This window comes from Ligilactobacillus equi DSM 15833 = JCM 10991, assembly GCF_000615765.1.
GTDB lineage: Bacteria > Bacillota > Bacilli > Lactobacillales > Lactobacillaceae > Ligilactobacillus > Ligilactobacillus equi.
In genome coordinates, this window is record NZ_BAMI01000045.1 from 1 (window position 1) to 15,995 (window position 15,995).

Here is a 15,995-nt window from a genome sequence, read left to right on the forward strand (position 1 = left end):
ATAATCGTCATATTTTTCTAGTAATTTCTGACTGCAATGTGGCAAAAAGAGAGCAGCGTAAGCAAAGTAATCATAACTCTTTTGATTAAGCCGATTTTCTTGGCCTAAGGTAGCAAAATATTCAGTGATAAATTGTTGACTATCATGATAAAAATCTAAACTGCGGAGGTATTTCATATCTTTAAGTGAGGTAATCTGATCTTGATACTGTAGGCGATAAATTCCGACGATAGTGAGACTCATAAAGAATCTGTAATCTAATGAAAATTTAGTTCTTCTAAGTAAGTTATGTTTAAGCAAGAGATGCTTTAATAAACTTTGATTAATACTACTTTTTGTAATGTAGTTAGAGAATAGCCAGTTTCCAAAGGTAATCACCGGTATCAATGGTCAAGTATTTTGGATGGGGATATACGACGTGTCCTTGCTAAATTCAGATAAACTTACTCCTGAGTAGAAGAAAGAATTGATTAAGGATCATCGAGAAGGTATCAGAGTTGGAATAGACGTTGTTAGTTTCCAGACAGAAGTTAAATTTTGGCCAGTTTTATCGCGCAGAAATATTGGAATAAGTAATAATTATCTCGCAATTATTTACGGAATCTTTTCTTTTGAGTTATTGGCTTTGATTAACTAAGCACAAAAAGGGGCTAACTTTCGCTAGTCCCCACGCTTGCGGTTAGGTACTCATTCTAACAATTTGTGCATTAACTAATATTCGTAATTGGTCCATCTGGAACAATCAAAAAAGTACTTAAGAAGTTACTTAAGTTTTTACTTGAGGACTAATTAAGTACTAAGGTGCTATTTTCGGATAGCGCCTTTTTTGATTATTTCAGTGAGTTTCTGGCAAGCATCATGCAGTTTATCTGTATTGATATTAGAATAATTAATAATAAAAAGATGTTGACTAACATGTTCCGGCGTCAAGTAATAAGCAGCCATGGAAGTCAAGTGAATTCCCGCCTGAGCCATACGTTGCGTGATTTCTTGATCACTGAGTTTGGTCTTTAATTTTAAAACGAAGTGCAAGCCTGCATCATTTTCTAAAATTTCACAGTAGGGGGCCAAGGAACTAGTGGTAATAATCTTAATGACCCTGCTTCTTTGACGCCGATAGTAGAGACGCATACGATTAATATGCTTTTCAAAATAACCTTGCCCGATGAAAGCAGCCAAGGTGTATTGTTCGAAGTTCGAGACAGTACAAGCGTAAAAAGAGAGTTGTTGGTAGAAACGGTTGGCCAGATGTGCTGGTAAAACCATGTAAGAAATCCGGATGGTCGGAGTGAGGGACTTGGAGAAGGTATTTAAATAGATAACTTTTTCGCAAGCATCACTAGAAAAGAGGGTCGGTATCGGACGACCTTGAAGTCGAAATTCGCTGTCGTAATCATCTTCAATGATGTAACGACCGTTCATTTCATTGGCCCAAGCTAAGATCTCATAGCGCCGGTTAGCAGGCATGGAGATTCCCGTGGGAAAATGGTGGTTGGGGCTGAGATGGGCAATATCTGCTTGAGAATTCCGTAAATCATCAGCGGTAACTCCATAATCATCAATGTCAATGTAGGTACAGTCAACGCCGGCTTGTTGATAAATTTGTGCGAGCCGTTTGTAACCGGGATTTTCAGTGCAGTATTTTTTATCTTGGCCCAGTAATTGAATCAAAAGACTATAAAGATATTCGGTACCAGCGCCGACGATAATTTGGTTAGGATCAACTAACATGCCCCGGAAAGACTTAAGATGCTCGGCAATAGCTTGTCGTAGTTCAGTTTGTCCACCGGTTGGTGAGACTTCCATAAGGGCATCTTTTCGTTGGGCAATGGTCTGGCGGAGCAACTTGGTCCACACAGAAAAGGGAAAACTTTTGGGAGCTAATTGGTTACTCGATAAATCACAATCAAATTTTAGCGGTTGGGGTGGTGTCTGAATACCGAGGTCAATTTTGGCTTGCGTAGGAATAATTTTAGTTTGATTAATGTTGGCCACATAATAGCCCTTTTTGGGCCGGGTGTAAACATAGCCTTCGGAGATTAACTGGTCATATGCATTTTGAATCGTAATGGTACTAATCCCGTTATTATTAGCGAAGGAACGCTTGGAAGGTAGTTTTTCGTGAGGGGCAAGTTTACCGGAAAGAATATCTTCTTTGAGGCGTAAATAGATATATTCATAGAGGGGACCAGTAACGTTTTGAAAATTATAGGTGAGCATCATTTTTCTCCTATCTGGACTTTATTTTTAGTTTATTTTGATTATTTTTATATTACCAGATTTATTATAAAATGATTAATAATTAAAGACAAGTAAGGGGCGGTATAAATGGTGAATGAGTATCCACAAGTATTAACGATTGCGGGTTCAGATAGTGATGGTTCAGCCGGGATGCAAGCTGATATGAATACTTTTTTAGCGCAGAAGGTCTATGGTATGTCAGTATTGACGGCTTGTGTGGCGGGTAACTCCTATGGAATTTGGGATAGCGTAGCTTTACCCCAAGCCTTCATAGCCAAGCAATTTGAAGTCTTAGCGGAGGATTTTAACATTCGGGCAACTAAGACGGGGATGTTGACTGATACAGCAACGATTGAAACGGTCGTCGCTGCGTATCAGAAATATGATTTAGGCCCGTTAGTAGTTGACCCAGTCATTATCACCAAACATGGTAACCTTCTCTTAGAAGAGCAGGCCTATCAGACTTTACGGACGAAATTGTTGCCTTTAGCGACAGTGCTAACTCCGAATTTTTACGAAGCGCAAAAATTAGCGCAAATGGAATTAAAGGATGCAAAAGCAGTAAAAAAAGCGGCCCGTAAACTTCAAGCTTTAGGTGCTAAAAATATTATGATTAAAGGACGACATGAGGCGGGTCAAGATAGGGTCAGTGATTATGTTTTATTAGCTGATGGTCAGGATTTTTGGCTGGAACATGACTACTACGAAACGACCCACTTTAATGGAACTGGTGATACTTTATCGGCGGCAATTGTTGCTCAAATAGCCCTCGGACAAGATATCAAAACGGCAATAACTAAAGCGCAAGCCTACACCTATCGTGCTTTGACGCAAGAAATTGCTGTTGGTCACAAATTTGGTCCCATTAATCACTGGGTTTAAACCGAAAAGACTTCAACTTTGAGAAGAAGCTGAAGTCTTTTTTACTGCCATAAAATGGCTGCCATATGATTGAGAATTTCTTTATTTTGGTGGAGGTCGGTGTGATTGGTATCCTTATAGACTTTTTGGCTGTAAGTGGACCAATTACTGTGAATCACGGTTTTAAGGAACTCGGATTGGACATTAGGGACTTCACCATCGGTCTTTTTTTGTCCATCTTTAGACCCCATTAAGTTATAGAAATGAATAAGGTTATGTGGATTAAATTTATCTAATTTTTTAGCCAAACGCAAGTAGTTATGGTCAGAGGTCTTTTGCGTTAAAGCTTGGTTATAACTGATTTTGGAGGAGAAACCTTCGTTAATTGGTACCCCTAATAAAATGATTTTTTTAAAGTTGATGTTTTTTTGGAGGTAACTAGAGTTAGCGAGGGCGTGTACAAAGGCCGTTCCTCCCCAAGAATGTGCAACAACATTTAGTTGGTTAATGCCGTAATTTTTATGCAAAACGCGTAAAACACTGGAAAGCCAAGCCGTTTGGGGTAGGTAATTTTTAGTATAGTTCCAATCGAAGAGGACTTGGATTAAAGAATTTTTCTTATTCATAACCGCACCTTGTACGTGTACCTTTCCAGTAGGAGTGACATGAATGGTCATGGTTTTTTGGGCAAGGTTTTGCTTTTGGTAATAGTCGATTAAATGTGAATAGGTCCATGCATTTCCACCCCAGCCTGGTATTAGTAAGGTCGGGGTGTCAGAGTAAGTTACATCAGTTTTGAGGCGATTTTGACGGAGGGGTTCTTCGCGACTGCCTTTTAAGAGGAGAAGCTGAATCCCCAAAGCGACAATAATTAAAGCAAGTGCAACGAGTAAAATTTTTTTCAAATCTTAGCCTCCTTTCACCTTTATTATAGCACTCCTCTGCTTTAGTAGCGTGTAAAATAGTTGGGGATAATTGATAAAAAATGGAAAAGTTTCTGAATAAAAAATTAAAAATAAATAAAAATGTACTTGCTTTATTTTTAATTTTAAATTAGAATACAACATATAGAAGAAAAAAGGAACATTAGAAAAGAGGATGTTTATGAAAGCCAAAAAGTTATTAGCTGTGGGTTCGCTAGCAGCCCTAACGGCGGTCGGACTCGCCGCTTGTGGAAATAAATCAGACAAACTTGCATCCGATCAAGTTTTAAAGTGGTCTTATCAATCTGAATTGCCATCTATGGATCCATCCAAAGCAACAGATACAATTTCTTTTGACCAAATGGCCAACTCCATGGAAGGTCTTTACCGTTTAGGTAAGGATAGTAAGGTTACTCCAGGTTTGGCAAAATCAACTAAGGTTTCCGATGATGGTTTGACTTATACTTTCAAATTACGTAAGAGTACTTGGTCTAATGGTGACCCTGTAACTGCCAAAGATTTTGTTTACTCTTGGCAAAGAACTGTAGATCCTAAGACTGCTTCAGAATATTCATACTTATTCAGCGGAATTAAGAATGCGGATGCCATCATTGATGGTAAGAAACCGGTAACTGACTTAGGGGTTAAGGCTGTTGGTGATGACAAGTTAGTTGTTACTTTAGAAAAGGATATTCCATACTTCAAATTATTGATGGGCTTCCCACTCTTCTTCCCACAAAGTCAAAAGGCGGTTGAAAAGTACGGTGATAAGTACGGGACAGCTGCGAAGTACATGACTTACAATGGTCCATTCAAGATGACTGGTTGGACAGGGACTAACTTGAAGTGGAAATTAGAAAAGAATGATAAATACTGGGATAAAGATAATGTGAAGTTGTCAGCAATTGAATTCCAAGTTAACAAGTCAACTAACACTTCTTACAACTTGTACCAATCAAACAAACTTGATTACACTTTCTTATCTACCGAACAAGCTAAGCAATTAAACAAACAAGATGGTTACCACATCTTGAAGCAAGCGCGGACAAACTACTTGCAATACAATGTTGCGAAGAACAAGTTCTTAGCTAACCAAAAGATTCGTCAAGCTATTTCTCATGCTATTAACCGTGAAACTTTAGCAGCTAACATTTTAGGTGCGGGAACGTTACCATCTTCAAGCGTTGTTTCTAAAGGTTTAGCAACTTACGATGGCAAAGATTTCGTACAAGTAGCGGACTCTAAGGCTAACAAGCTTGACAAGAAAGAAGCGCAACGTCTCTTGAAAGAAGGGTTACAAGAAGTTGGCGAAGACAAGTTGACCTTGAACTTATTAGGGGATGACACTGATGTCGCTAAGAAAGTTACTGAATTTGTCCAAAGTCAATTGGAAACTAATTTAGGTAATGGCACTAAAATCACGGTTCAAAATGTACCATTTAAGACACGTTTAAGTCGTGTATCTGGCGGGGACTTTGATATGGCTGCCGTAGCTTGGGGTGCGGACTTCGCTGACCCAATCTCCTTCTTAGACTTATTTACTTCTGACAACTCATACAACACTGGTAAGTGGAACAATGCAGAATACGATAAGTTAATTACGGCATCTAAGACAACTGACGCTAACAATGCTAAGAAGCGTTTCAACGATTTGGTGAAGGCTTCTGATGTCTTGAATGAAGACCAAGGGGCAACACCGCTCTTCCAATTAAACCAGGCTTACATGTTACGTCCAGGAGTTAAGGGCTTAATCCAAAACTCTGCTGGGGTTACAAACAACTGGAAGAATGTCTACATCTCAAAATAATAATATGAAGAAGTCGGAGTAATCCGGCTTTTTTGTGGTCATGAATTCGCTGGAACGTCACTATTAGTTCAAATTTTAAATTTTTCCAAACACCAAAAACTGTGGATTCCTATCTAGGAGTCCACAGTTTTTCTTAAAAATCCAAATTTTAGGCGCGGATTTGGCCATCACCTTGGATGATATATTTGTAGGTAGTCATTTCAGCCAAGCCCATAGGACCTCGCGCGTGCATTTTTTGAGTGGAAATGCCCAGTTCACAACCGAGCCCAAATTGACCGCCATCTGTGAAACGGGTCGAGGCGTTAACGTAAACAGCGGCTGAATCGACCGCTTGTGTGAAGAGCTGAGCTTGCCTATCATCTTTGGTAACGATGGCTTCGCTGTGCCCAGTCGAATGTTGGTTAATGTGGTCAATGGCAGCTTGAGTATCGGGGACCACCTTGATGGCCATGATATAGTCTAGGAACTCTGTATCGAAGTCTTGACTACCAGCGGCAATGGCATCGGGGAGATAAGGGAGTGCCTGTTGATTAGCGCGCATTTGAACTTGACCTTTGAAAAGTTCATTTAAACGTGGCAAGAAAGTAGCAGCAATCTTTTCATGAACTAGGCAAACCTCAGCGGAGTTACAGACAGAAGGACGGCTAGTTTTAGCATTGGCAACAATTTTGAGAGCCTGGTCTAAATCGGCAGCTTGATCGACGTAAACATGGCAAATACCAGTGCCAGTTTCAATCACGGGTACGGTGGCATTTTCTACCACGGCCTTGATGAGACCCGCCCCACCACGTGGAATGAGAAGGTCGATCTGTCCCTTGGCAGTCATTAATTCTAAAGACGATGCCCGGCTAGTATCGCTCACCAGTTCAATGACTTGTGGCGAAATTTCACTTTGGGCCAACCCAGCTTGAGTGCTTTAACAATGGCGACCGCCGAATTGTAAGCTTCTTTGCCTCCACGGAGGATAACAGCATTTCCAGATTTAACGGCTAAGGCTGCTACATCGGAAGTAACATTAGGGCGACTTTCATAAATCATACCTAAAAGGCCGAAGGGTACGGCGACTTTTTGGATATGCATGCCGTTTTCAGCTTGATGGCTAGCGAGGATACGGCCGACAGGATCGGGTAAAGCTTGGAGGGCTAAAATACCTTGGGCCATTTCTGCGATACGTTCGGGAGTCAATTTGAGTCGATCTAACATAACAGGTGCAATGTGTCCGTGAGCGTTTTCCATATCAATTTGATTAGCGGCTAAAATTTCGGCTTGTGCAGCTTGGAGGCTAGTGGCCATTTTAGCGAGGGCTTCATTTTTAGCGGTTTCAGAAGCTTGGTTGATTGATTTTTTGTGTTGTAACAGACTTTGAATGAGCGCTTGTGTAGAACTTATGGTCATATAATCATCCTTTCTTAAAGTAGGGTTACCCAGTCATCACGATGGATGAAGGTCCCTTCAGGGTGTTTGAATTGAAGTAGTTCTTCGACGACCAAACGGGAAAAACGTGCCCGTCCTTTACCGATTAATTTACCGCTAGTTTGGCTGTAAACTGAGACAATATCATTACGTTGGAAATTACCGCTAAATTCACTAATACCCGAAAGTAAGAGGCTATGCCCCTTGGCAACCATGGCTTTTTCCGCCCCAGCATCCACAAAAATATCAGCTTGACTAGGAGCGTAGAAGCTAACCATTGTTTCTTTTGGTTGAAGGCCTTGGTTTGCGCCGTGAAATAAGTTCCTTGGATTTCTTGCTTGACGGCTTTGGGTAATGAATTTTTTAATTGGGATGAAGTAATGAAAACTGGTACGCCAGCCATCGTGGCCAAACGGGCCGCCTGGATTTTAGTGACCATTCCGCCAGTTCCATTGGCTGTACCAGCTCCGGAAGCGATTTGGAAAAGCTCAGGTGTAATATTATCAACTTGGCAATGGCTTGAGCCTGCGGATCTTTACGCGGATTTGCGGTGTAAAGGCCCGCCACATCCGTGAGTAAGACTAAGAGGTCAGCTTTAAGTAAACCAGCGACTTGGGCGGAAAGCGTATCGTTATCGCCAACCTTGATTTCATCAACGGCGATGGTGTCATTTTCATTAATAATAGGAATGGCCCTGCGCTTGAGTAAGACTTGGAGGGCCTGGGCAGCATTGTTGTAGCGTCGAGGGTCTTTGAAGTCATCTTGGGTCAAAAGAACTTGGGCCGAGACAATGCCATCTTGCATGAGATTGGTGGTGTAGTGTTCGATGAGTAAACCTTGCCCCACGGCAGCGCTAGCCTGTTTGTCAGCGATGTGTTTGGGCCGCTTGTCAAAACCTAAACGCCGGAAACCAGCAGCAATCGAACCGGAAGTTACTAAGACTAATTGATAGCCTTGGTGGTGGAGCTGTGCTAATTGTGAAGTAATTTGGGCCAACTTTTCTGCATCTAAATCCCCCATGTGATTGGTCAAAGAAGAGGTCCCAATTTTGAAAACGATTAATTTATCTTTCATATTTTTTCCTTGTTGAAACGTTTTCTCAAGTATAACATGGATTTAGGGCGGAGAAAATCAAAAAATCCTGGTGTTAACCAGGATGTAAAAATTATTGTAAAATTTCTGGGACGACTTTGGCTAAGTTTTCAATTTGGTTTTCTCCTGTAGCTAAACTAGCATTATTTTGTGTGTAAACGGCAATGAGATAGCCATTATTAGCGCCGGGATCACTTGGAATATAGCCAATGCTATTTACGTACCAGTGGCCTTTATCATCGGGAAGCCAGCCATTTTTGAGGTAATAGTGGTCACTCCCCGCTGAAATACCCCAGTTTTGGTCTGCTTCCACATTAGCCATCAGAGCTTTAGAGTAAGTTTGCGCGGAAGTACTCAGATAATCGGAGTCTTGGAAAATTTGTTTCAGCAAGATTAATTGGTCTTTAGGCGTGGTGGTTGTTAGTCCCCAACTCGAAGTGGGGGTATGAGTGTATTTCATACCTAAAGCTTCGTAGACTTGATTTAAAGCATCATAGCCTCCAAGATAAGTTTTGAGAAGCGTGGTAGTCGCGTCGTTGTCGCTATTTTCGATCATTTGCCGCGCCAAAGTCGCTTCGTAACCGCTCAAGGCCCCACCTTCTTGGTGTAAAAGGGCTACTAAAACCGCGACTTTGACGGTACTAGCAGTTACCCAATCGTGTTTGAAAGGGCGGTTTGTGTAGGTATAGGTTTGGCCGTTTTTTTCTGAAAAAATGGCAATACTATATTGACCTTTATAAGTTTGACTACTTGATTTCCATGCTTGGCGGAGGTGAAATTCCTGAGGAGTGGGAATTACATCAGTCGTGAAAAAGGTAATTCCCAGCAAGCCTAAAATCAGGAAGATCCCAATTTGATAGACATGTCGCTGTCTCTTTTGGGTCTTCACTTGTCGGTGTTGGCTACGTTTTTGATAATTCATGTACATACCTTTCTAGAAAGCTATTTCTATATTATGCAAGTTTTTGGTCAAAATTGCAAGAAAAGCCTCAAAAAGACCCTTTGGCGTTAAACCAAAGGGTCTTAACTTAGTTAAGTTTAAGCTTCAGAAGCCCCACTAGTGGCATCAGCTTCAACCTCGACATCTTCAGCAATGGCTGTTTTTGCAGCAATACGTCCGAAAGTGAAGATATCAGCCAAGGAATTACCACCTAAACGGTTCCCAGCGTGTAGCCCCCCAGCAACTTCTCCGGCAGCAAACAAGCCGGCAATCGCGTGGTTATTCTTATCCAAGACATGAGCCTGAGTATCAATCTTTAAACCACCCATGGTGTGGTGGATGGCCGGTTTACGTGGTGTGGCATAGAATGGTGCTTGCACTACCTTGAGATCGAAGACTTCCTTACCAAATTCTGGGTCGTGCCCCGCATCAACGTAGCTGTTGTACTTATTGATGGTGTCAACGAAGACCTCAGGGTCCATGTCTAATTGCTTAGCGAGGTCTTCTAAAGTATCTGCCTTGTAAAGGGTACCAGCCTTAACTTGAGCTTCAATTTTTTCTTCGCTTGTGTTGTAGGCCGTCTTTTTAATTTCGTTATCGGCAATCAAGTAGAAGAGCCCACCATTCTTAATGGCTGCTTTGGCTAAGACATCCCGACCTTCGTATTCATCAACAAACCGCTTCCCAGCTTGGTTAACCATGATGTAGTTTGCTGGTGGAGTTTGCAGACCAGTGAAAAGTTCCCCGGTCACAGGGTCGGAAACAGGCATCATTTGGGAGAAGCCCATGCCAACAAGGTCCGCCCCGACGGCCGTGCCTAACTCAATTCCGTCACCGGTGATAGAAGGGGAGTTAGTTGTGGCGATGTCATCATCGATGTTTTCCCAGTAAGTGTTGTATTTTTGTACCATTTTGGTATTGGCTCCAAAGCCCCCAGCTGCTAAAATAACGGCTTTAGCATGAACGAGTACTTCTTGGCCTTGGGCGGTCCGAGCTTTGATACCAATTACCTTGCCATTGTCATCAGTAATCAATTTCGTAGCACGGGTTTCGGTTAAGATTTGTCCACCATTGTTCTTGACAAATTCAGACAAGACACGAATGAAGGCAAAACCAAGGGGTTCTGTTGGTTTGTGACCCCGACGCCACTTTGCCCCAACTGGCATGGTAACTTCGGTTTGATCATATTCAACCCCTAAGTCAGCTAGCCATTTCACAGAGTCTAGGGCATTATCAGTTAAAGTTTTAACTAAGTCGTAGTTACCGTGAATTTCTTGGCCATTTAAATCAACGCGCTTACCACCGAGGTAAGTTTGGATTTCATGCCAAGTAGGAGAATCGAAGAGATAGTCGTGGTCCCCATCAAGGTAAGCCTTGATTTCAGCTTGTAATTTACGGAAATCAGCTTGGTATTCAGGATCAATTTGATTGGTATCGTAGTCCAACATTTCCTTTAAGGTATCGGCTTCGCCTGGTAGAGCTTTGAAGGTATTTTGCCACTCAGGGTCGGCGGCGTTGACAGGTCCCCCGGCGCGGACGGTGTTCCCCCCAGTTGATGGGAACTTTTCCAAGACTAAGGTAGATTTTCCAGCTTGTAAAGCAGTAGCAGTGGCCGTTAAACCAGCGCCCCCGGCACCAATCACAGCTAGGTCAACCGTGTATTCTTGAGGCAACTTCACAGCGTCAGCACTTGGTTTAGGACGCTTCTTTAAAATGTTAGGGTCAACGCCAGCTTCTTTAACAGCTTGGGCCACACTATCTAGAATCCCATTACTTGTATCTGAAGCTCCGGAGACAGCATCCACATTTAAAGTTTGGCCAGCTAAGATTTGAGCAGGAATTCTTTCGAAGGCAGCTTCGGAAATACCCTTGGTTTCGCTAGCCGTATCAATATCGATATCTTCGATGCGGTCCTTAGATAAGGTAACTTTTACGCTGAAGTCACCGTTATGTCCCTTAGCAGAAACTTCGTAAGTCCCTGGGGTGAATTCCACTTCTTCTGGTAAACTTAGCACGGTGGTAGCTTTTACGAAGCGCAAGAAGTTCTTGAAACATTGACTCAAGAAATCAATGGTACCTTGAGCTTTGATGTTGCCGTCTTCATCGAAAGCTTCAAGAGCGTTCCCCATAACGAATTCGTTACTTCCGAGTACGATAGGTCCTAAACCTGGGGCGTCCATAATTTCGCGCAAGTGAATTTGAGCACTAGCAGAGCCGTGAATATCTTCCGCAGCCCCAACAATCATTAAAGGTTTCCCTGTTAAAGGATGAAGGTTAAAGGACATCCAATCTAAGAAACTATTTAAAGTTGAGGGGATAGTGCGGTTTTCCTCATCAGTGGCGATGATTACCCCATCAGCGGCTTCGATTTGTGCTGCCGCATTCTTAAGTAAATCAGTTTCGCTTTGGTCATCTGACTCATTGAACATTGGAAAATCACGACATTCAAGCAGGGAAATTTCTGCTTGGTCTGCAAAGTGTTTTTGCATAAATTGAAGTAAAGTTCTGGCTGGCGCATTGTTTTTGGCGGAGCCAACAATTCCGACTAATTTCATTTTTAAGCCTCCTAGTCTTTTACCCAGCTAACAAAGTCAGCAAAGTATTGGTCAAGTTGCGCTACCACTTGGGTGTCCTTTAAATTACCTTCTTCATCGAAGGCTTGGGCTGCCCGGCGGAGGAAGAATTCTTCCCCAGCAAGAGTGCTGGCTGCTAAATTAGGACTTTGCAAGATACGGCGCAAGTGTTCTTGGGCTCGTAAAGTTCCTAAAACCCCGTAAGAAGCACCGGTAATCATCACTTTTTTGTGGTTTAGAGCCTTAGTTTGCCCCAACCATTCTAAGGCAGAAGCCAATGGTGCAGATGGTGTGGTCATATTCTGGTGTAGAAATAATCACCCCATCAGCAGCGTGGATTTTATCACTAAATGCAATAACTTGAGCACTTGGAGTTTGGCTTGCATCGTGGAAAGCTTCTAAGTCTTTAATTTCTAAAATTTCAATGTCGGCTTGTTTGGTAAAGTGTTTTTGCATGAACCTTAAAAGGTTACGGTTCAAAGAAAAATCAGCGTTGGTACCGACAATTGCAACAAATTTCATGTTGTCAGCTCCTTTTGTTAAGCGTTTTCTTAGGATGTAAATTTTTTTACTTAATTAAAAATTAAGCCCAATGGTTATTATAAATCATTTTTGTGTTTAAATCGACATAAAAATATAATTTTTTCACAAATTATGCTTTTTAGGGCATAACTTGTTTTGACAGAACTAGCAACAGAAGCTGGGAAAAATGAGTTTTTCCGTTCTATAAAATCAAGTTTTTAGTGATATACATATGAATTTACGTATTAAGTTATGTATGATGTTACGTATTTAAATACGTATTAAGATGCGTATAAAAATGCTGTTACAACAACTGATTAAAATTTTTTAGTTACATCGAAAGCTTTACCCTAGTTTTTGACTGATATTGTTGAATGAAATTCAACTTGTTAGAAATAAAGGGTGCTTGTCAAACATCTAAACGTAACTGCACCACGGTAGGAGAGTCTGGTTTGCCCCGACATGCTTACTATGACGTAGGTGTCGTGAGTTACAGGGCCCCATGTTTTTAGACTCGGGTAGTTGACACAAGAGATGGCAACATACAAGAAAAAACACTTTTCACACTTGGCATGCTTCCTTTAGGGGGTACCATAATTTCAGTGAAAAGTGTTTTTTGAAAACTCGGGGCTTTTGCCTCAGCCTCGAGTTAACTATTATGCTTATAAGTGACTTACCGCATCTTTAGCAGCAGCGCGACCATAAACCCCACAGGTTAGGAGGGACGTACCGCAACCAAAGTAGTTAATCCCGGTCATTTGACTGTCAGCACAAGAACCACAAGCGTATAAGCCCTTAATAACTTGGTTATCTTCGTCAAGAACTTGGGCATTTTCATTAATCTTGGCCCCGGTATAACCATCGGTACAGATTTGTGGTAAGCGTACTAGGTAGTAAGGAGCAGTAATCTTAATCATATTGGCTGGATTCTTATGGAAATCTTCATCCACACCTTTTTCGCAAAGTTCATTGTAGCGAGCAACTGTAGCTTCCAAGGTTTGAGGATCAATGCCAACATCTATTGCTAAAGCTTTGATGCTATCTTCACGGTAGCCGAAAGGTTTACCTTGGGCGGTTTTCGTAGTTAAACCAAGATCAGTCATTTCCGGGTATTTGTCAGCTGTAACTTGGCCAAAGATAGCATAACCTTCGTTGTAACCTCCATCCCAAACACGTTTAGTGTATTCGAAACAGAAGTCATCTTCAGAGGCTACACGCCGTCCACCACCATCGACTTCTAAGACATCATAGTTAGGGAGGGTAGGTGAGCCAGGAATGGCTTCAGGGAAACGATCCCCCCATGAGGCTCCGTAGAAGTAATACATCATTTGGATGTAAGGTACGTCAATAATTTGAGCCCCAGCTTGTTTAAAGAAGCGCATTGCCGAACCATTTCCCCGCCCAGTGATAACTTCAATATTATTCATACGAGGTTGAGTTCCTTCACCATTTCCGGATTTTCGGTGTAGGAACCGGCAGCCACAATTACAGAACTGGCATGGATAATTAAGGTATCACCTAGTTTATTGCGGGCAACGACCCCTTGGACTTGGCCATTTAAGGTAATTAATCTATCCACGGCTAAGCCATAACGTAAGTCTACGCCCTTTTCTTGGGCGGATTGAACTAAGTTTTCAATTAATTCTGCCCCTAAACCGGCTGTTGTGTGGGCCCGTTTCAAGTTACGAACGCCTTTTTCACTTACGTGGGTAACTCCTGACCAGGTAACTCCGTTTTCCATTAGGAAGTTGTTAAGATCTGTGGAGTCGTGAGTTAACTTGCGCATAAGTTTGGTGTCGATAGTTGGTTCGTCCTTGTAAAGAGAGTAAATATCTTCGAAGAAGGCATCTGTTGTGTCTTCGATACCGTGCTTAGCCTGTTCCTTGGTACCGGCCCCCATGACGAACCCTTCTGAACGAGTGGAGGAAGAACCGTTGATTTCTTGTGCTTCGCAGATAAGAACTTTGGCTCCTTGATCAGTGGCTTCAATAGCAGCACATAAACCAGCCATTCCCGCTCCGATAACGACAATGTCGGTATTTAAATTTTCAACAATTGGTGTCCGTTGCTTAATTTTACGGGCTGCAAAAATTTCAGGTTGGCCACCGGCTTGGAGAATACAATTATCAAGAGCTTGGCGAAAGGCATTAGAAGATACACTAGCACCAGTTACGACATCTAAGTCGGTTGATTGTTTGGCAATTGCTTTTTTGGCTAAAATATCAAAGGCCATCCCACCCATAATGTGGGTATCGGTGTATTCAGGAACTTCAATATCTGTAATTTTATTGTCTTTAAAGGTTGCCAACATGGTCATTTTCCCGACACCAGGTAAACCTTCATGTTCTTGGAAGGAATTAACTGTGGTAGTATACTGACCATCATTTAGGGTTAGGGTTGCTTCTTGTTTTTCATCCTGGGCAGCAATCTTTGCCAAAGTCAGTGCTTGATTAAAAGCTTTAGAAGTATAAGAAGCTCCTGAAATACCATCAACGTTAAAATCATTTCTTCCTTGTGCAGTTTGAACTAGAGCAGTGAGTGCTTTGCCACCGATATTTGGGGTTTCTTCTTCTTTTAAAATATCAATCTTAGCAATTTGTTCATCTTTGATGGTTACAGCTAAATCAATATCGCCTTTGAAACCTTTGGTGCTAACTTGATAAGTTCCGTTCTTTAATTGTCCCATAAAAAAACTCCTCCTCATTTTTGGAAACGTTATCAATATATGTTAATTATATCACAAATGAAGTCGGAAAGGTTCTGCTAATTCTCCGTAAAAAACTAAGAAAATCAACAAACCTGTATAGGTTTGTGACTGCGTAAAGTTTTAGTGGACGAATTGCAGAAGTCGTACAATTGTGACGGAGTTGGGAAGTATTACATATGAAAGATATTACTATCGGAATAAAACAACCAAGGAGTACTGTTTTTTACTAGATGCATTTTTAGAAATTGAAAAATACCGTAGAGTTGATGCTAAACTACGTTTAGAATTATGTAAAACTGCGGCCGACAATAGTTATCAAAAAGCCTGTTATATTCACCATAATGTGGTGTCTAAGACAAGCATCATGAACTTTTAAGAGAGTTTAGAACAATATTTGAGGACGGTATTTCAGTTGAAAAGACTTCAGGAGAGTGCCCTAAGTTTTTATTCATCGAAGCTGATGAAGATCACGTCATATACCAAGACGGGACATCACATTATGAGAAAATGGTCTATATTTACGAGGGTTATCGTCAAGTTGATAAGTCTAAACGAGCCTTGATAAGCCCACACTGCATTACGCAGGAAGTGGCGGTAAGGAAGATCTTTGGGATAATGTAAAAGACTATATAGTACAGCGATATGGCAAAGATGCATTTTCAAAAATAAAGGTATACTTCACTAGTGACGAAGGAAAGTGGCTAAAAACATGTAGTAACTGGTTGGATGTAGTTGAGATTTTAGACAAATTCCACGTGGTCAAGGCCTGTCGACTAGCTGTTGGTGGTGGATTTAAATGGAATGGTGAAAATAAACTTAAAAAGTGGGTTTTGTCAGGTGATTGGGACATGGTAAAGCCGTTCAAAAAAGTTTATTTGTCAGACCCAACCATACGAAAAAAGCGCAGAAATACGGT

The 15,995-nt window shown here is 41.5% G+C and carries 11 protein-coding genes and 4 pseudogenes; 5 read left to right on the forward strand and 10 right to left on the reverse strand.

What is annotated here, in order from left to right:
* The coding region (locus JCM10991_RS13475) for a hypothetical protein (RefSeq protein WP_035188613.1) at positions 1–243 on the reverse strand (243 nt) is incomplete at its 3' end.
* A gap of 561 nt (positions 244–804) precedes the next feature.
* Positions 805–2,223, reverse strand: a complete 1,419-nt coding sequence (pdxR, locus tag JCM10991_RS08915) for a MocR-like pyridoxine biosynthesis transcription factor PdxR (protein WP_225349954.1) — start codon at positions 2,221–2,223, stop codon at positions 805–807.
* A 105-nt stretch (positions 2,224–2,328) separates the two neighbouring features.
* Here pdxR and thiD point away from each other — a divergent pair, with 105 nt between their 5' ends.
* The gene (gene thiD, locus JCM10991_RS08920; protein WP_025021228.1) at positions 2,329–3,123 is read left to right on the forward strand and encodes a bifunctional hydroxymethylpyrimidine kinase/phosphomethylpyrimidine kinase; all 795 of its coding nucleotides are present in this window, start codon (positions 2,329–2,331) and stop codon (positions 3,121–3,123) included.
* A 41-nt stretch (positions 3,124–3,164) separates the two neighbouring features.
* Here the strand turns inward: thiD and JCM10991_RS08925 are convergent, their stop codons facing one another.
* A complete protein-coding gene (locus JCM10991_RS08925) occupies positions 3,165–4,007 on the reverse strand; it encodes an alpha/beta hydrolase (protein ID WP_025021229.1) in 843 nt (280 codons plus the stop codon).
* 199 nt (positions 4,008–4,206) lie between these two features.
* Between JCM10991_RS08925 and JCM10991_RS08930 the strand changes: the two genes are divergently transcribed.
* Positions 4,207–5,832: a peptide ABC transporter substrate-binding protein gene (locus JCM10991_RS08930; protein WP_025021230.1), complete on the forward strand. Its 1,626-nt coding sequence runs from the start codon at positions 4,207–4,209 to the stop codon at positions 5,830–5,832.
* Positions 5,833–5,980: 148 nt separating this feature from the next.
* On the opposite strand, the pseudogene JCM10991_RS13480 reads toward JCM10991_RS08930, so the two are convergent.
* The 7 genes and pseudogenes from JCM10991_RS13480 to JCM10991_RS08970 form a co-directional block, all read right to left on the reverse strand.
* Positions 5,981–7,221: pseudogene (locus JCM10991_RS13480) on the reverse strand (glutamate-5-semialdehyde dehydrogenase).
* Positions 7,222–7,241: 20 nt separating this feature from the next.
* Positions 7,242–8,319: pseudogene (gene proB, locus JCM10991_RS14940) on the reverse strand (glutamate 5-kinase).
* A gap of 91 nt (positions 8,320–8,410) precedes the next feature.
* A complete protein-coding gene (locus JCM10991_RS08950; protein WP_025021233.1) occupies positions 8,411–9,259 on the reverse strand; it encodes a serine hydrolase in 849 nt (282 codons plus the stop codon).
* 116 nt (positions 9,260–9,375) lie between these two features.
* Positions 9,376–11,832, reverse strand: a complete 2,457-nt coding sequence (locus JCM10991_RS08955; RefSeq protein ID WP_025021234.1) for a flavocytochrome c — start codon at positions 11,830–11,832, stop codon at positions 9,376–9,378.
* Between the two features lie 11 nt (positions 11,833–11,843).
* A pseudogene (locus JCM10991_RS16425) lies at positions 11,844–12,372 on the reverse strand (NADPH-dependent FMN reductase).
* Between the two features lie 662 nt (positions 12,373–13,034).
* On the reverse strand, positions 13,035–13,799 hold the full coding sequence (locus tag JCM10991_RS08965; protein ID WP_025021235.1) for an FAD-binding protein: 765 nt from the start codon (positions 13,797–13,799) through the stop codon (positions 13,035–13,037).
* Positions 13,796–15,058: an FAD-dependent oxidoreductase gene (locus JCM10991_RS08970; protein ID WP_025021236.1), complete on the reverse strand. Its 1,263-nt coding sequence runs from the start codon at positions 15,056–15,058 to the stop codon at positions 13,796–13,798. Before JCM10991_RS08970 ends, JCM10991_RS08965 begins: the two co-directional genes overlap by 4 nt.
* A 166-nt stretch (positions 15,059–15,224) precedes the next feature.
* On the opposite strand from JCM10991_RS08970, the pseudogene JCM10991_RS16430 reads away from it, so the two are divergent.
* From JCM10991_RS16430 to JCM10991_RS16210, 3 genes and pseudogenes are all read left to right on the forward strand, one after another.
* Positions 15,225–15,455: pseudogene (locus JCM10991_RS16430) on the forward strand (UPF0236 family transposase-like protein); the annotation flags it as partial.
* Positions 15,456–15,484: 29 nt separating this feature from the next.
* Entirely contained in the window at positions 15,485–15,700 is a 216-nt protein-coding gene (locus JCM10991_RS16435; RefSeq protein WP_369384720.1) for a UPF0236 family transposase-like protein, read from the forward strand.
* A gap of 8 nt (positions 15,701–15,708) precedes the next feature.
* On the forward strand, positions 15,709–15,995 hold a 287-nt coding region (locus JCM10991_RS16210), incomplete at its 3' end, for a hypothetical protein (RefSeq protein ID WP_263640308.1).